The organism is Parachitinimonas caeni (assembly GCF_030129945.1).
Taxonomy (GTDB): Bacteria; Pseudomonadota; Gammaproteobacteria; order Burkholderiales; family Chitinimonadaceae; genus Parachitinimonas; species Parachitinimonas caeni.
Window position 1 is genome coordinate 253,475 of the sequence record NZ_JARRAF010000002.1, and the last position, 16,882, is coordinate 270,356.

19 protein-coding genes are annotated in these 16,882 nt (G+C 58.7%); 17 read left to right on the forward strand and 2 right to left on the reverse strand.

Annotated elements, in window-relative coordinates:
- The first annotated feature begins 35 nt into the window (after positions 1–35).
- The 12 genes from PZA18_RS02785 (at position 36) to PZA18_RS02840 (ending at position 11,545) form a co-directional block, all read left to right on the forward strand.
- A complete protein-coding gene (locus tag PZA18_RS02785; RefSeq protein ID WP_308447320.1) occupies positions 36–572 on the forward strand; it encodes a shikimate kinase in 537 nt (178 codons plus the stop codon).
- Entirely contained in the window at positions 553–1,620 is a 1,068-nt protein-coding gene (gene aroB, locus PZA18_RS02790) for a 3-dehydroquinate synthase (RefSeq protein ID WP_284099262.1), read from the forward strand. Before PZA18_RS02785 ends, aroB begins: the two co-directional genes overlap by 20 nt.
- Before the next feature lie 58 nt (positions 1,621–1,678).
- Positions 1,679–2,290: a sugar transferase gene (locus PZA18_RS02795; protein WP_284099263.1), complete on the forward strand. Its 612-nt coding sequence runs from the start codon at positions 1,679–1,681 to the stop codon at positions 2,288–2,290.
- A 336-nt stretch (positions 2,291–2,626) separates the two neighbouring features.
- Positions 2,627–4,813: a TonB-dependent hemoglobin/transferrin/lactoferrin family receptor gene (locus PZA18_RS02800; RefSeq protein ID WP_284099264.1), complete on the forward strand. Its 2,187-nt coding sequence runs from the start codon at positions 2,627–2,629 to the stop codon at positions 4,811–4,813.
- Positions 4,814–4,824: 11 nt separating this feature from the next.
- Positions 4,825–5,913, forward strand: a complete 1,089-nt coding sequence (locus tag PZA18_RS02805) for a hemin-degrading factor (protein ID WP_284099265.1) — start codon at positions 4,825–4,827, stop codon at positions 5,911–5,913.
- Complete coding sequence (locus tag PZA18_RS02810; RefSeq protein ID WP_284099266.1) at positions 5,901–6,779, forward strand: heme/hemin ABC transporter substrate-binding protein; 879 nt, start codon at positions 5,901–5,903, stop codon at positions 6,777–6,779. The genes PZA18_RS02805 and PZA18_RS02810 overlap by 13 nt, the downstream gene beginning before the upstream one ends.
- A gap of 240 nt (positions 6,780–7,019) precedes the next feature.
- Positions 7,020–8,090 (forward strand): FecCD family ABC transporter permease, encoded by a 1,071-nt coding sequence (locus PZA18_RS02815; protein WP_284099267.1) that lies wholly within the window; start codon positions 7,020–7,022, stop codon positions 8,088–8,090.
- A gap of 3 nt (positions 8,091–8,093) precedes the next feature.
- Positions 8,094–8,897, forward strand: coding sequence for an ATP-binding cassette domain-containing protein (locus tag PZA18_RS02820; protein ID WP_284099268.1), 804 nt, complete (start codon positions 8,094–8,096; stop codon positions 8,895–8,897).
- The gene (locus PZA18_RS02825) at positions 8,894–9,610 is read left to right on the forward strand and encodes an energy transducer TonB (RefSeq protein WP_284099269.1); all 717 of its coding nucleotides are present in this window, start codon (positions 8,894–8,896) and stop codon (positions 9,608–9,610) included. Before PZA18_RS02820 ends, PZA18_RS02825 begins: the two co-directional genes overlap by 4 nt.
- A gap of 49 nt (positions 9,611–9,659) precedes the next feature.
- Positions 9,660–10,025 carry a VOC family protein gene (locus tag PZA18_RS02830; RefSeq protein ID WP_284099270.1) on the forward strand — a complete coding sequence of 122 codons (366 nt, stop codon included), beginning with the start codon at positions 9,660–9,662 and terminating at the stop codon, positions 10,023–10,025.
- A gap of 274 nt (positions 10,026–10,299) precedes the next feature.
- Positions 10,300–10,557 (forward strand): hypothetical protein, encoded by a 258-nt coding sequence (locus tag PZA18_RS02835; RefSeq protein ID WP_284099271.1) that lies wholly within the window; start codon positions 10,300–10,302, stop codon positions 10,555–10,557.
- A gap of 148 nt (positions 10,558–10,705) precedes the next feature.
- Positions 10,706–11,545 (forward strand): PhzF family phenazine biosynthesis protein, encoded by an 840-nt coding sequence (locus tag PZA18_RS02840; protein ID WP_284099272.1) that lies wholly within the window; start codon positions 10,706–10,708, stop codon positions 11,543–11,545.
- Positions 11,546–11,612: 67 nt separating this feature from the next.
- On the opposite strand, the gene PZA18_RS02845 is transcribed toward PZA18_RS02840, so the two are convergent.
- The gene (locus PZA18_RS02845) at positions 11,613–11,780 is read right to left on the reverse strand and encodes a DUF3149 domain-containing protein (RefSeq protein WP_284099273.1); all 168 of its coding nucleotides are present in this window, start codon (positions 11,778–11,780) and stop codon (positions 11,613–11,615) included.
- A 111-nt stretch (positions 11,781–11,891) separates the two neighbouring features.
- Positions 11,892–13,292 (reverse strand): pyridoxal phosphate-dependent decarboxylase family protein, encoded by a 1,401-nt coding sequence (locus tag PZA18_RS02850; RefSeq protein ID WP_284099274.1) that lies wholly within the window; start codon positions 13,290–13,292, stop codon positions 11,892–11,894.
- Positions 13,293–13,537: 245 nt separating this feature from the next.
- Here PZA18_RS02850 and PZA18_RS02855 point away from each other — a divergent pair, with 245 nt between their 5' ends.
- The 5 genes from PZA18_RS02855 (at position 13,538) to PZA18_RS02875 (ending at position 16,876) form a co-directional block, all read left to right on the forward strand.
- Complete coding sequence (locus PZA18_RS02855) at positions 13,538–13,978, forward strand: type IV pilin protein (protein ID WP_284099275.1); 441 nt, start codon at positions 13,538–13,540, stop codon at positions 13,976–13,978.
- A gap of 35 nt (positions 13,979–14,013) precedes the next feature.
- Positions 14,014–14,607 carry a GspH/FimT family pseudopilin gene (locus PZA18_RS02860; RefSeq protein WP_284099276.1) on the forward strand — a complete coding sequence of 198 codons (594 nt, stop codon included), beginning with the start codon at positions 14,014–14,016 and terminating at the stop codon, positions 14,605–14,607.
- Positions 14,604–15,119: a type IV pilus modification PilV family protein gene (locus PZA18_RS02865; RefSeq protein WP_284099277.1), complete on the forward strand. Its 516-nt coding sequence runs from the start codon at positions 14,604–14,606 to the stop codon at positions 15,117–15,119. Before PZA18_RS02860 ends, PZA18_RS02865 begins: the two co-directional genes overlap by 4 nt.
- 70 nt (positions 15,120–15,189) lie before the next feature.
- Positions 15,190–16,260, forward strand: a complete 1,071-nt coding sequence (locus PZA18_RS02870; RefSeq protein ID WP_284099278.1) for a hypothetical protein — start codon at positions 15,190–15,192, stop codon at positions 16,258–16,260.
- A gap of 1 nt (position 16,261) precedes the next feature.
- On the forward strand, positions 16,262–16,876 hold the full coding sequence (locus PZA18_RS02875) for a pilus assembly PilX family protein (protein ID WP_284099279.1): 615 nt from the start codon (positions 16,262–16,264) through the stop codon (positions 16,874–16,876).
- Positions 16,877–16,882 lie beyond the last annotated feature (6 nt).

Consider the following 16,882-nt stretch of genomic DNA (forward strand, 5'->3'; position numbering starts at 1 on the left):
AAGACATAAATAGGAATAAAAAATTGCTCGACGCCATGGCGTCGGGCAATTTTTTTCTGGTCGGGCTAATGGGGGCGGGTAAAACCACTGTTGGCAGATGCTTGGCAAAAGCCACCCATAAAGAATTCTACGATTCCGACCACATCGTCGAAGCAAGAACGGGTGTTCGTATACCCACGATCTTCGACATCGAAGGCGAGCAAGGATTCCGGCAGCGAGAAACAGAAGCCCTACGTGCCCTGGCAAGCCAGCGGGGCATTGTGCTTGCTACTGGTGGCGGTGCAGTGATCAGCGAAGAGAATCGTCAGATTCTGTCCGCAGGTGGATATGTCATCTATTTGAGGGCCTCCCCTGAAGATTTGTATGCACGTACCAAGCACGACAAAAACCGCCCACTCCTGCAAACAGCCGATCCGCTCGCACGTCTGACCGAACTTTTTGCCATTCGAGACCCCCTCTACCACGCCGTTGCCGACTTGGTCGTGGACACAAGTCGGCAAAGCGTAAATTCCCTCACACAGCAAATTCTGAAGATATTGAATTGGCCTGATAATGACCACTGTGAACGTTGATTTAGCCAACCGTAGCTACACGATAGAAATTGCATCTGGGCTACTTCGCCGCCACAACCTGTTTAGCGATACCGTCGGGAAACGACGTGTTGCCGTCATCAGCAATTCCACGGTGGCCCCTCTGTACCTGAATCAGTTGCTGAATAGCCTCGGGCAATCAGGAATCGCCACCGAAAGCTTGGTATTGCCCGATGGTGAGCAATATAAAAATCAAACCACCCTTGAGACTATTTACGATTTTCTATTTGAGAAGAAATTCGATAGGAAGTCGATGTTGATTGCTTTGGGCGGTGGTGTTATTGGCGATTTGGTTGGTTATGCCGCAGCAACTTTTATGCGCGGCATCCCATTCATCCAAATCCCTACTACCTTATTGGCACAGGTTGATTCGTCGGTTGGAGGAAAAACCGGCATCAACCATGCAAGAGGTAAAAATCTGATAGGTGCATTTCATCAGCCCGCAGTAGTCATTACTGACATCGAAACGCTCAATACCCTGCCAAAGAGAGAATACTTGGCAGGCTTGGCGGAAGTCATCAAATATGGCCTGATTGGCGATACTGAATTCTTTGATTGGTATGAGCATAATCTAACCGGGATTCTGAATCGCGACGCGCAATTACTGGAGCATTTGATTGCCCGATGCTGCCAGAATAAAGCAAGCATTGTCAGTGCAGATGAAACTGAATCAGGTGTTCGTGCTTATTTAAATTTCGGTCACACATTCGGTCATGCCATTGAGTTGGGCTTGGGGTATGGCCACTGGCTACATGGTGAAGCTGTAGCTGCAGGCATGTGTCTGGCGGCAATTGCCAGCGAGCGTATGGGTTTGATTAATTCCACGGCCAGGGCAGCTGTCGAACGTGTGATTGCGGCTACTGGCTTACCTACTGAGGCGCCCGTGCTGGGTGTTGATAGATATATTGACCTGATGTCTCTTGATAAAAAAGTCGAGCGAGGCGAAGTAAAGTTCATCTTGCTGAAAGAGATTGGGGAAGCCGTATCCATGCCCGTCCCCAGCGAGATTCTTAGGGCCATCTTGAAATAGCGTCCTGCCTGTTTCAAGAAATGTTGCATATCGTCACATTTATCAAGTGGGTACTAGTTTGATTCAGCGCCTTGCTAAACGTCTGCTCGACATAATCGGGGCCGGAATATTGCTGATATTACTGCTTCCGGTTTTTATGGTGGTCAGTCTGATTATTCGCTCTCACGGTGGTACCGCGATATTTGGCCACAAGCGGGTTGGAAGAGCAGGCCAGCCATTTGTTTGTTATAAGTTTCGCACCATGATTCCCAATGCAGACCAACGTTTGAAGGAATTACTGGCGCACGACCCTGCAGCCCGAGAGGAATGGGAGCGCGATTTCAAACTGAAAGATGATCCACGCATCACCCCCATTGGCGCGATCCTCCGCCAAACCAGTCTCGATGAATTGCCGCAATTATGGAATGTATTAATCGGGGACATGAGCTTGGTTGGGCCCCGTCCAATCGTCGAAGCAGAAATGCCCCGTTACGGCGCTGATATTGATCTGTATTTAAGTGTGCGGCCCGGTTTAACAGGTCTTTGGCAAGTGAGTGGCCGTAACAATATGAGCTATACCGAGCGCGTTGCGCTTGATTCCTATTACGTCAATAACTGGTCCTTATTTGGCGATATCAAAATTATCTTCAAAACTGCTTTGGTGGTGGTGCGCGGCGATGGTGCGTATTAGCTTGATAAGCTAATTAACAGTCCCTGCCCTCGTAGTTCGGTGGATATTGGCATCTGACAGGCAATATCCGCCTCCCGCCAGCTGTCTCTCCGCGCCCATGCCAACGTTTGTGTTCTCGCGCGGCAGTCCATACCCAGATCGTTTAGTTGCCAACCGCATCGCTTTGCCAGTCAAGTTCGCACAATGGCCTTGCAAATGAGAACAATTATCATTTAATCTTTATGCAAAGGTAGTTGCGTGCCTAATCTCCACGCTTGCCTCAGGCATTACTTCATCTGAACACTGCACCAGCCAGCCGTCGCCAGCCCGTGCCATTCCGAATTGCAAGGAAGCATCATGTTGAGCAGAACACCGCTTGCGCTGGCACTGACGACGGCCTGGAACCTCACACCAGCACTGGCACAACCGACAGCCGACTCCGCAGACGAAGTGAATCGGCTGAATGAAATTACCGTCAGCTCTACACGTACCGAACGGCGTATCGACAACGTACCTGCCACGGTCAGCGTTACCAGCCGGGTACAGATCGAACAGTCTGCCCCCAATAATCTGAAAACCCTCTTGCGTGACGAGCTGGATGTTTCGATCCGTACCGCACCAAGCCGCTTTACTGCAGCAGGTTCGGCTACCGGGCGCGCAGGTAACGAGGGCGTAAATATTCGGGGACTGGAAGGCAATCAGGTGCTGATGACCGTAGACGGCATCCGCCTACCCAATAGCTTCAGCTTTGGAGCCTTTGCCACTGGCCGAGGTGAATTCGTCGAGATTGACAGCCTGAAGGCTGCCGAGGTACTACGCGGACCGGCCTCAACACAGTTTGGTAGCGATGGCTTAGCCGGTGCCGTCAGTTTGCGCACGCTTGATCCGGTTGACTTGCTGCGGAAAGATCAAGCGATTGGTGGCATTGCCAAGCTTGGGCATGCTTCGGTTGATCATTCCAGCCATGCTGCGGCAGCCCTGGCAGGCCGAGGCGAGCGCTGGCAGGCCATGCTACTGGGCAGCGATCGACAAGGCCATGAGACTGAAAACCGGGGTGATAACGACGCCCAGAACAGCAATCGCACCACTCCCAACCCCCTCGACTATCATCACCGCTACTGGCTCGGCAAAGTGCAGTGGGTACTCACCTCCGAGCACCAACTGGCAGCCAGTGCGGAATGGCAGCGACGCAACCAGGACAGCGAAGTCTACTCCGCACGTGCGCTCGCTCCGCTTGCCGCCAGCAGCGTCATTGATCTGGATAGTCGAGACCGCAGCCAGCGCGACCGTCTGACCCTGGAGCACCGCTACCGTGACCTCAATGCCACCTGGCTGCAGAAGGTCGATACCCGCCTCTACTGGCAACATGCCGAAGTCAGCCAATTTTCGATTGAAGACCGGTACACCGCCGCCGACCGTACTCGTGACAACCGGTATGAGCAGAACGTAGCGGGGGTTGCCAGTCAATTTGAAAGCCATCTGGCCACACCACTGTCGCAGCGGCTGAGTTATGGCTTTGACTGGAGCCGCAGCACCATCCGCGCCGAGCGCAATGGCACCGTACCGCCTCCTGGCGAGCGTTTTCCGTCGAAGCCCTTTCCCGATACCGACTACACCCTGACCGGCATCTTTGTCCAAGACGAGATGGAGGCCGGGCAATTGAGCATTATTCCCGGCCTAAGGCTGGATCATTACCAGCTCACCCCATCCGCCCATGCCTATGCCGCCCCGCTCGCCTCGCTTAGCGATCATGCCCTGACACCGCGACTGGGAATGGTCTGGCGACACGCTCCCTGGCTATCCCCCTACGCACAGTGGGCGCAGGGCTTTCGGGCACCGACGCCCGACCAGGTCAACAATGGCTTCAGTAACCCGGCCTCCGGCTACACCACGGTTGGCAATGCCCACCTGCAGGCCGAGCACGCCAATAGCCTCGAAATCGGGTTGCGCGGTCGCGGCGATAACTGGCGCTACAGCATAGCGGCTTATCACAATCGCTATCGCGATTTCATCAGCCAGCAAGTTGTCGGCGGCGCCGGCACACCGGCCAACCCTACCGTATTCCAGTACATCAACCTCAGCAGCGCGACGATCTGGGGCGCTGAGCTACGCGGCGAGTGGCAGCCCATGTCACCACTGAAACTCAACGCAGGTCTGGCTTACGCCAGAGGGGAAAGCGACAGCCGAGGCATGACCACGCCACTGGACACCGTGCAGCCACTACGCGCCCTCTTTGGATTGCGCTTCGAGCAGGACAACTGGGGGGCAAGCGCCAGACTGGAATACAGTGCCGCCAAACAGCGCGAACGTATCGCGCCGGCCTCGCCCCCTGCGTTTGCCACCCCCAGCTATACCGTGCTGGACCTCGGTATCTACTGGAAACCGCAACCCCGACTCAGCATCCACGCTCATCTCAACAATCTGTTCGATCGCAAGTACTGGCGCTGGTCGGACAGCCGGGGACTGGCTGACAACAGTCCCATCCAGGACGCCTACACCGCACCGGGCCGCAATGCCCAACTCTCTGTTCGTTACGACTTCTAGGAGGAATGATCATGTCCGCACCCCACCCAGTGATACGTGAAGCCTTCGGCCAGTTGCGGCGCGAGGCCCGGTTACGCCATCGCGACATTGCCGAGAAACTGAATCTAAGCGAGGGCGGACTCATCGCCGCCCATGTCGGCAATGCCCGCGACACCACCGACAGCCCTTTGCAAGCCACCCGGCTGCGGGCGGAATGGCCCGCGCTGATTGAAGCGCTGGAACCACTCGGCGTCGTGATGGCCCTGACTCGCAATGCGCATTGCGTACATGAGAAGACAGGGGTCTATCGCAAAGCCAGCCACCACGGGCAGATGGGACTGGTGCTCGGCGGCGACATTGACCTGCGCCTGTTTTACGCACAATGGGCTCATGGTTTCGCCGTCAGCGAAGACACCGACAAAGGTACGCAACGCAGCCTGCAGTTCTTTGACGCCAGCGGTATGGCCATTCACAAGATCTTTCTGCGGCCAGAAAGCCATCTCGCTGCGTATCTCGAGCTGGTCGAGCAATTTCGCGCCGAAGACCAACACCCTGGACTGACGCCGATTGCGCGGCCCACTGCCGAGCCGGAACAGCCGGACAGCCACATTGATATCGAAGCTTTCCGCCAGGGATGGGCCAGCCTGCGGGATACCCATGAATTCTTCGGATTGCTCAAGCGCTTCGCCGTCAGCCGTACACAGGGTTTACGCCTGGCAGACCCCCGCTTTGCCCAGCAGGTTGATCTGGCCAGCGCGCAGGAAGTGCTGAACGCAGCAGCCCAGGAGAACGTATCGATCATGGTATTTGTCGGCAACGCCGGCATGATCCAGATCCACACCGGCACCATCGGCAAAGTCGTGGTGATGGGCCCCTGGCTGAACGTGCTCGACCCTGGTTTCAGCATGCATCTGCGCGAAGATCAGATTGCCAGCGCCTGGGTCGTCAGAAAGCCGACGATAGACGGCATGGTGACCTCGCTGGAGCTGTTCGATGCGCACGGCGACACCATTGCCATGTTTTTTGGCGAGCGCAAACCCGGCAAGCCCGAACTCTGCGAATGGCGTGGTCTGATCGACCGGCTGCTGCATACCAGCCCGGAGGTCGTATGTGCCGCCTGAGCCGACGCCAAATGCTATGGCTTGGCCCTCTGCTGCTGGGCACAGCGCAAGTCCCGGCAGTCGCTGCCCAGATGGCCGCCAGCCGCCGACTGGTCTGTGTCGGTGGCGCCCTGACGGAGATCATCTATGCCCTCGGCGCAGGCGGGGAGCTGGTCGGGGTCGATACCACCTCGCGCTACCCAGCTACTGCCCGCCAGCTGCCCAATGTGGGCTATGCCAGGGCGCTGTCAGCCGAGGGCGTATTGACCCTGGCGCCTACTCAGCTGATCGCCACGGAAGACGCCGGGCCGCCAGCGGTATTGCGGCAAATCGGCCAGGCAGGCGTTCCTGTCACAGTCCTGCCCTCCCATCACCGTTTCGAGGGTCTGCTTGATCAAGTCAGGCAAGTTGGCACCCTGACTGGCCGCAGTGCTGCTGCCCAGCAGCTGCAGCAGAGCCTGCAAGCCGAATGGCTTCAGACGCAGACGCAAATCAACCAGCGGCGCAGCCCGCCACAGCGGGTGCTGTTCATTCTCAGCCACAGCCCTAGTCAAATTATGGTGGCGGGGAACGACACGGCCGCAGATGCCATGATCACGCTGGCAGGGGCCTACAACGCCGTTGAAGGCATCAGGGGCTACAAACCGCTGACACCTGAAGCCGTGATCGCCGCACGACCGGATGTCATCCTGCTCACCGATCTCGGCGCGCAGGCTTTGGGTGGGCCCCAGGCGGTTTTCAAACTCTCGGGGCTGGCGCAGACACCCGCCGGTAAGGCACGCAGAGTGGTGGTGCACGAGGCGATGTTCCTGCTCGGCTTCGGGCCGCGACTACCGCAAGCGGTGCGCCAACTGCATGCCAGTCTGCACGCCGCCATGACCGTGTAGCGCGCAACGCAGACGTCAATAGCGCCTGTCTGCCAGGAGGGCCTTTGCATGAGCGATGGAACGTGGGGAAGCGCGACTCCGATTTGCGGATTGTCGAGACGCATTGCGCACCAATGCGACAAGAAAACCGGCAAAGCCGAGTCCCCCCACTCACGCTCCCTCCTCTCGCATCGAAAGTCCGGCAGGCTGCCAAGTGGAGCGCGTAACATCAAACTACTCGCTCCACCGTCGGCCCGACCCATGTCAAAAACCGATCACACCATGACTACCTCAACGCTTGCTGCAGCCAAAATTTCCCGACCGATACGCCCAGGCCCGGCGCTGATCCTGGCTGGAGCATGCACGCTGGCGCTGATTCTGGCCTGCCAGATGGGCGCTGTCGCCATCCAGCCCGCCGACTGGCTGTTCTGGCGTAGCGACGAACTGGGCGGTACGGCCCATGTGCTCTGGCAAATTCGCCTGCCTCGGGCATTGTTTGCACTGTTGATCGGCGCTGCGCTGGGCTTGTCCGGCGCTCTCACGCAGGGCCTGTTCCGCAACCCACTGGCCGATGCCGGACTGTTGGGCGTCAGTGCGGGTGCCGCCTGTGCGGCAGCGCTGAGCATCGTGGCCTTGTCGGCATTGTCGCTGCCACTTCCCACTGAATGGCGGATTTGGCTCTTGCCGGCCATGGCCTTCCTTGGCGCGCTGCTGGTCTGCCTGCTACTGGATCGGATTGCACGCTGGATCTCGCCGGGTTCAATTGCCGGGCTACTGCTGACCGGTGTCGCACTCAATGCCATTGCCGGCGCCATGATCGGGCTAGCGACGTATCTAGCCACCGACGAGCAGCTGCGAAGCCTGTCGTTCTGGACCCTCGGCTCACTGGCTGCAGCCAATTGGTGGCTGGTGGCCGGCATGCTACTGCTACTCACGCTCGCCCATTGGCGCACCCGTCAGCTGCGGCAACCTCTGAATGCGCTGGCGCTAGGAGAAGCGGCGGCTGCGCAGGTTGGCATTGACGTCAACCGTCTGCGTGGTGAGGTCGTGCTGCTGGTTGCACTGCTGAATGGCTTTGCCGTGGCCTGGTGCGGCATGGTCGGCTTCATCGGGCTGATCGCCCCGCATCTCGTGCGCAGCTGGGTAGGACCCGATCAACGCCGCGTACTGCCGCTTGCCGCCCTGATGGGGGGATTGCTGGTCTTGCTGGCCGACACGTTGGCCCGCACCCTGGCCATCCCGGCCGAAATCCCGGTCGGAATCTTCACCGCCCTGCTGGGAGGTCCGTTCTTTCTGGCCATGTTGTATGGCCGACGTCATCGAGTTGCCTGAGTCATGCAGAATCCCGAACCGCTGTTATCGCTCGATCACACCAAAATCCAGCTGGGGCCCCAACAGTTTGGCCCCTTCAGTTTGACGGTGCAGACGGGTGAGCGCATTGCCATTCTTGGCCCCAGTGGCGCTGGCAAGTCTACTTTGCTGAAGCTGATGTCACGCGAACTGCTTAGCCGCAGTGGAAGTATTCGCTTGCATGACCGGCCACTCGCCGACTGGACGCTGATTGAACTCAGCCAGCGGCGTGCCGTTTTACCCCAGAGCAGCGAGATTGCCTTCGGACTGGAAGTCGAACTGGTGGTCGCTTTGGGCCGTGTCGCCAGACAAGCCGATAGCAACCAGGCAGCTATCGTCAGCGCGGCCCTACAGCTGGCCCATGCCAGCCATCTGGCCGGGCGACGCTTCGATACGCTGTCAGGCGGCGAACAGGCACGGGTCCAACTGGCGCGGATCTTCGCCCAGCTGTGGGATGTGCAGGAAGGGCTGGTTCTGGTGGATGAGCCACTCGCAGCGCTCGACCCCGGCTTGCAGTTCGACCTGCTCGACAGCCTGCAGACCTTTATCTGCCAGCGCGGGCATGCACTGGTTGCGATCCTGCATGACATCAACCACGCCTTGCTGGCCTTCGACCGGCTATGGCTGATCAAGCAAGGCCGCCTACAGGCCAATATCACCGCCGACGCCAGTGCCATTCCGCAGCTGGAATTGCTGTACGGCATTCGCCTGCGACAACTGAAGAGCGACTGCGGCGAAGCCATGATGGTGGCGCCCGTTCCACGACATCCATCGGCCCCGGCACCATGACCGGTCAAGGGCACGGCTTCGATGTGGTGAATCTGGCATGCGGACTCGCCGTATTGGCGTGCCACGGCCTGCTGCTACTGTGGATGGCTCAGCAACCTGCGCCGGGTTTCGGCGCTGCGGCCACCCCTTCGCGCATGCAGTTCACGCTCCTCGCCGTCCCCGCAGAGCATTTGGCTGCCCCTGCCCTTAGGCCGCAGGCAGTAGCCTCTTCGCCGCCGGCCCGCCACATGCCCCGCCCTCCCGCCAAGGCGGTTCAGATTCAAGTTCGGGGTCAAGCTCAGGCCCAGCACCCGATGCTGCCGGCGACCAGTCCGATCCCTTCACCGCCTGTAGCCGCGGATAACTTAACGGCTCCCCGCCCGCAGACAGAGCCGGCAAGCGCGCATCCCGTTGCCGTTGAATCGGCGCCCGCAGTCAGTGCAGCCGCCCCGCCTATCCAGCAGGCTCGCCCCGATCACGCCTATAGCCCACGGCCAGACTACCCCTCCCTGCTGCGAGAGCAAGGCATTGTCGGCACGGTCTGGTTGAAGGTGAAAGTGGAAACAGATGGACAGGCTGCCGATGTACAGATCAGCCGGAGTAGCGGTTATCGCCTGTTCGACGACGCCGCCAGCCGTGCAGTCCAGCGTTGGCGCTTCATTCCAGCCCGACGCGGGGAGACCCGCCTGGCGAGTTGGGTCGAATTTGCAGTGCGTTTTACTTTGGATGATTAGACGCGGGCCCCTTCCCCCAAAAAAATCGCCACTCACCTCGAAAGCTCATATGCCCAATCTGAATGCGGTTGAAATCAAAACCTTCATTCCCGCCAAAGACTTTGCAGTGTCGCAAGCGTTCTACCGCGATCTCGGGTTTCGCGTCACCGAAGCTACCGAAGGACTTTGCTATATGTGCCACGGCAATTGCGCCGCCTTGCTGCAAGACTTCTACGAACCCCTGCACGCCAACAACCATGTGATGCATCTGCTGGTTGAAGACGTCGATGCCTGGTGGCAGCAGCTACAGCGCGCCGGCATCGCCGAGAAATATCAGGTGCGCATCTCCGCCCCCCAAGACCAACCCTACGCGATGCGCGACTTCACCCTTTACGACCCCAGCGGGGTGCTGTGGTGGATAGGCCAGAACACCTAGCGTCAACAGAACCTAGGCTCTGTTGACGTTTTGTTTCCGGTCGCGCCGGGTTTGGGCCTGCTGCCGCGTTGACTGCCAGGCTGTTGGCTTGCGATGCAAGCCTTACAGCCTGTGCGCCCAGACGGGAAATCGCGTGGCTTACCACTAAGCGGCGCGCTTTTTGCCTTGCATCAGGCCCAAATCCGACGAAACGCGATCCGGAAATAAAATGTCAACAGAACCTAGGCACAAAGTTTGAAACCCCAAACCCGATAACAGACAGGAGGAGATACCCATGAGCAAAGATCAAAATCAGGAAGCGTGCAGCCATTACGGTCTGTCGCAAAACAAGGTTGGCGCAGTCAGCCTGTGCCCGAGTTGTGGCGTGCTGCGGCTGTCGATTGCCCATGTATCCATCCGGCTCGAACCGGAGGACTTCGACCAGCTGACGCAACTGATGGTCAGTGCCCAGGCACATCTCGAATATCTGGCAGACGCACACGAGGCCAGCCTGGCCGGAAGCAATGTCGAAGCCCCGCGCAATATGCACTAGGTTCTGTTGACGTAAGGTTTGCAGATCGCGTCGGTTGGTGTGTTGAACGACACGGCTGCAGACAAGCGAAAGTGAGATCGCATCGTCGTGGGCTTGTGTCGTGGTGTAAGCGCCCCATCTAATTCCTATCACGCACAGGATGAACGCCATGACTGCAACGCTATCGCGCATTGCCGCTTTCACGCAGAACCCGGCCGGCGGCAACCCCGCCGGGGTCTGGATCGGGGATAGCCTTCCCGACGCCCGGACCATGCAGCAGATCGCCCGTGAGATCGGGTATTCCGAAACGGTCTTTATTGCGCCTGCAGAAGGTCTGGTGCGAACTGCCCGTTACTTCAGCCCTGAAGCAGAGGTCGATTTCTGCGGTCACGCCACCATCGCCACTGGCGTGGTGCTAGGGGAAAAGAGTGGGGAAGGCCGCTATCTGCTGCAGACCAAGGCGGGGGATATTCCACTGAGCGTACAGCGACAAGATGGGCACTACACGGCAGCACTGACCTCGGTCGAGCCACGGCATCAGGTAGCCTCCACCGCGCTGGTTGATGCCGCGTTATCGGCCCTCGGTTGGCAACCTGCCGATCTCGACCCCGCCATTCCACCGGCACTGGCCTTCGCCGGCAACTGGCATCTAGTAGTCGCGGTGCGCGCCGCCGAGACACTGGCTGCGCTTGATTATGACTTCGATGAACTGAAAAGCTTGATGCTGCAGCACAATCTGACAACGCTGCAGCTGATCTGGCGCGAAAGCGATGGCATCATCCACTCACGCAACCCGTTTCCGATTGGGGGCATTGTCGAAGACCCTGCCACAGGCGCGGCCGCAGCCGCACTTGGTGGATACCTGCGCGCTGCAGGATTGGTCTTGCCACCGGCAAGCCTGCTGATTCGTCAGGGGGAAGCGATGGGCCGGCCGAGCCAGCTGTGGTTGGACATCCCGGCCCAAGGCGGTATGGTGGTGCGCGGTCACGCCGTACCGTTACCGGCCTGAGCCGCAACGGATCTCACGCTGTGCCCGACCGTCATCGGGGGCACAGTCGTGCCCGATCCTTATTTGCTCAGCGGCTGGGTCTTGGCAGTTCGTCGTCATGGACTTTTTCTTCGGCCAGCACATGCTTGTGAACAAACCAGCCCAAGTATCCGGCCATCACAACAATGAATCCGATGGTCAACATGCTGAGAATGCCAAAATCGGAGGTAAGTAGTTCACGTACAACTGGGCTCATGATGCGGTCCTCGATAGGTGATTCATGTGCCCATTTAACGCCTACCCTCTGCGCTTGCCCTTGACGCGGATCAAACCCACCACCCCCGATCTGTCCAGGGTTTGAGCCAGATCAAATTCCTGCAGCCGCCCGCAAGGCCTGCCAGGCACGCGCCACATCGTCAGCCCGCGTGCGCCAGTTACTGAAGGTGGCACGAATCGCCCAGCGCCCTTTGTAAACCGTTGGTGTAACAAAGGTTTCCCCACTTTCACGCACCCGCTGCAGGTAGTCCTGTATTGCGGTCTCCCCGGCCGGGCCGGTCGGCAGATCGCGCAAGGTGTAGCACACAACATTCATGCGTATTGGTGCCAGCAATTCAAACTCCGGCGCTGCCGCAATCCAGCCTCCCAGGGTCTCGGCGTGCTCGCAACATTGCATGGTAATGCTGGCAATGCCGGCGCGACCGTAAGCCCGTAGCGCGAACCAGCTGGGCAACGCCCGCAAACGGCGCGAATTCTCCGGCGTCAAATGGACGAATTCCGGGTTGTCGCCAGGATCACCCAGATAAGCCGCCGCATTCATGAATATCCGCAGCTGCAAATCTCTGCGACGACTGAACTGTACGGCCGAGTCATAGGGCACATTCAGCCACTTGTGCGCATCAATACAGATGGAATCGGCCAGATCCAGCCCGGCCAGCATGGCTTGATGGCGTGGCGACAGTGCCGCAAACGCACCAAAAGCTGCGTCAACATGCAACCAGAAAGGATAACGCTCGCGTAGCGCGGCCAGCGCCGCCAGATCATCGAAGTCCACGGTGTTCACGGTGCCGGCGTTGCCAACAACGATGCACGCTTCCCCTGACAACTCAGCCAGCCGTGCCTCCAATGCCGCAAGGTCAACGGCTTCCCGCCCCGGCAGCAGCGGCAAGGTCTCGATGGCCGATCGCCCAAGTCCCAATACCGACGCCACTTTATAAATGCTGGAGTGCGGCGCACCTGACAAAATCCGTACCGGTCCCAATGCGGCCAGCCCTTGCTCGGCAACACGAACACCGCGTTGCTCGCCAATCCATTCGCGGCCAATCGCCAGACCCACCAGGTTCGACATGGTGGCGCCGCTGACAAAAGCGCCCTGATGTGCTGCCGAGAGACCAAACAGCTCACGCAGACAGGCAACCGTTTCCCGCTCCAGCTCCGGGGCACTGGTGTCCAGGCTGGAGGTCGGATTCTGGTCGTACGTTGATACCAGCCAATCCCCCGCCAGGGCGGCTGGCGTCGCCCCCCCTGTCACAAAGCCCAGATAACGCGGCCCGGCCGAGGCTGAAAAGCTACCGGCGTAGCGTTGATTGAACTCTTCCAGCGTTGCGGCGAACCCCTTCCCGGCATCATCCAGCCCACGCCGCTCTGGCCGTTCAGCCACCGATGCCACGGGTCGTTCATCCAGACCATTCAATATCGACAAAGCTTCGTGCGTGGTCTGCAGGAGGATCTGTTCCAGCTGTTGCAGATCGGTTGCCAATGTGGGGTACATGGTTTCTCCAGTGATTTTTGTTTACCTGAAACATCTTGGTAGATAGCCCAAACTGCAGCCATGCACAGTTGTAGCAGTCGACCATCGTCTGTGCCGGCAGACACCAGACCGGCCTGCTGCCATGACCTGGATTCTGTTGTGTATCAGCTCCCGCTTATCGGTCTTGCAAGAACGTCCGTCAGTGTTACTGGGGGTTTCCTATAACGTGGTCATACACTGACTTACGCCAGAAAGGGAGACTTCTCATGCGCCCCATCAATTCAGTTCGCGGCTTTACCTTGATCGAGATGATGGTTGTGATGGCCATCATGGGAATACTGGTTGCGATTGCCTTACCGCTCTATAGCGACCATCTGTTGAAGAGCAAACTGGCGGAAGGCCACTCGGCGCTGATGGACTGGCGCCTGCGCCAGGAGCAGTACTTTCAGGACAACCGGACCTATGTCAGCGCCGGCACCACCTGCGGTGCTGCAGCCCCGACCAGCGTTAAATACTGGGATTTCAGCTGCACCGGGGACGCCAACACCTACGTCGCCACCGCCACCAGCAAGGACATCGTGGGCGGAGCAGCCGGTGACTACACCTACACCATCAACGAAAACAACGTCAGAACCACCACCAAATTCACTGGCGCCTCCGGCCTACCCAAGAGCTGCTGGATCTCATCGAAGGCCGGCACTTGTTGATCTGAGCAACTTGCACACGACGGGAAGGACATGCGATGAAAACCAGTCAGTGTAGTCCAGTCAGTTCCTCCATCAGCCAGCACGGCTTTTCGTTGATTGAAATGATGGTTGTGGTAACGATCATCGGTTCTCTGATGGCTATAGCGATACCTGGCTATTTTCAATGGATGCAAAGCCAGCAGATCCGCAACGCCACAGAAAACCTGCAGTCCGCACTGCAGTCGGCGCGGACGTATGCGATCGCCAAGAACACGTCCGCCAGGGTGACGCTGACCAACAACCTCAACTCCGGCTGCAGCAAGGATGTCAACGCCGAAGCCTGGGTAGTCAGCCTCGACGATCCGTCTGGCAGCTGCAATGCCACACCCTCACCCACGGATGCCCCGCGCATCATCCAGACGGGTTCGGGTCGATCCGGCTCGCGGGTCGCGAATATCGAAGCCACCGCCAGCGAGGTCGTTTTCGACAGCCTGGGCCGTACCACGGCCGTCACCATCCAGGTCAAGAACGATAACGCCGGGGACTGCAGCGACGAGCTGCGCTGCCTGAATATTCTGGTGTCAGCAGGAGGACAGATCCGTAGCTGTGACCCGCAACTGCCTGCCGGAAAACTTGGAGCCTGCGCATGAAAACCTCCCGGACTCTCTCCTGTCATCGCTTGCCCGGCTCCAGCCAGACAAGCCTCAAGCAACAAAGTGGCGTCTTGCTGCTGGAAGGGCTGATTGCGATTCTGGTGTTCTCGCTCGGCATTCTGGCGATGTTTGGTCTGCAGGCTGCCGCGATCAAAAGCGTTGGCGAGTCGAAATACCGCATGGATGCCGCCTTTCTGGCCAATCAGCTGGTGGGCACGCTTTGGGTCAACAAGGCGAATGTAACGGCTTACAACTGCGCAGATCCGTGTACGTCATCTACCCAGGCGCCACTCAATGCCTGGCTGGCACAAGTACAGACCACCATGCCCGGCGTGGACCTGGCCAGCAGCCCCGCCAAGGCCGCCCCGGTAGTAGCGGTGACCTCAGACCCTTCCGGTAACGGTATCCAGGTCACGGTCACGGTTCGCTGGAGAACATCCAATACCCAGAATTCGGCGGCGATCACGCATAACTACACGACCACCGCCTACGTCAACGCCAACTCCTGACAGGGCTACGGACATGAGAGACATCACCTCACAATTGCCCGGCAAGGGCAGGTCGCCAGGACGCAGGGCCATGGCCGGTTTCAGCCTGGTCGAATTGCTGGTGGGACTGCTGATCAGCATGATCGGGGTTCTGGTCATCTATCAGGTGTTCACAGTCACCCAGGGTTATCGCCGCACCTCCAGCTCGGCTGGCAGCGCCCAGGAAAACGGCGGGATTGGCCTCTACTTTATCGAGCGCGATCTGCGTCAGGCTGGCTACGGTGTGCAGCAGAGCAATGTTGACTTCTGGGGGTGCACGGTACGGGCCCAGGACGCAGCGCGCATCCCCCAGGCTTTCATGTTCACGCTGAACCCGCTGCAGATCGTACAAGGGGGTCTGAATGGCGCCAGCCATCTGCCCGACACCATCAATATTTTCTACGGTAACGCACGGGTACAGGCCGCCCCGGCAGCGGTTTCTCCGATCGGCATCACCGGCAATGCCAATATCCAGCTCAATAGTTCGGTGGCATTCAATGCCGACACGGCAATTCCCAACAACAGCGATCTGTTCCTGATCGTACAACAGGGCAAGGATTGCTCGATGTCGCAAGTGACCGCGACCAATAACTCGGCTTCGACCAACCCTTGCTACAGCAGCACAGTTACCCGTATCTGCCATAACGGCGCCGCACGGTTTACCAAGTCATTGGACATTGCCTATGACGGCAACCCATCGCCCAAGGCCAGCAATGCGGCCTTCGTCTACAGCCTGGGCAATGCGCCGACCTACAAGTCCTACACCATTGCCGGCAACCCGCAGCGGCTGACCTTCACCGATCTGATCTTTCCCGAAAACACGGGCGATGTGGCCGACGACATCGTCAACCTGCAGGCGCAATACGTGTTCTCGGATGGCCAGTCGCGTGATGCGATTCCGGCAGGCAAAACCATCAAGGATGTCGTGGCAATGAAAGTCGCGATCGTGGCCCGCAGCAATCTGCTGGAGAAAACCGCAGTGACCACCAGCGAGATCGTCATCTTCCCTGGCACCGCCACATCGGATGAAGTGAAAGTCGTGTTGTCTTCTGACGAACAGCGTTATCGGTACAAGAGTTTTCAAACGATTGTGCCCATCCGCAACATGATCTGGGGGTCTTAACATGAAACCAGTCACACTCCTTCCCCGCCATCAGCACGGCCTGGTTCTGTTCATTGCGCTGGTGGTCATGGTGGTCATGTCGCTGGCTGGCGTGGCACTGATGAAGACCGTCGATAACGGCAATCAGGTTGTCGGCAACTTTGCCTTCCGGCAGGCGGCCGTATCTGCAGCGGATCGCGGTGTTGAACGCGCTTTTCAGTGGCTGGTGACCAATTCAACCTCGATCAACACCATGTCGAGCACGGGGGCCTACCTGAACACCCGACCCGACCCAGACCGCAACTGGTTTGCCGACTCCGCCTGGTCTACTGCCACCGTAGTGCCTGCCAACAGCCAATCGGCACAGACCGATAGCCTGGGCAACAAGGTCAGTTACATGATCGTGCGCCAATGCACCTTGCCCGGCACCCCCAGCCGCCAGACCTGCATGATGAACACCGTCGATCCTGCCGGTTCGGCCAGCCAATGCCGCGATGGAGAAGATTGCCGCTCCGGCAGCTTTACGCCGGAGGTCACCACCAAACCTCTGGTTTATTACGCCGTTTATGTGCGGGTGCAAGGCCCGAGAAATACGGTGTCGGTTGTCCAATCACTGGTTGGGCTACCCATTTCTTAAATAGCC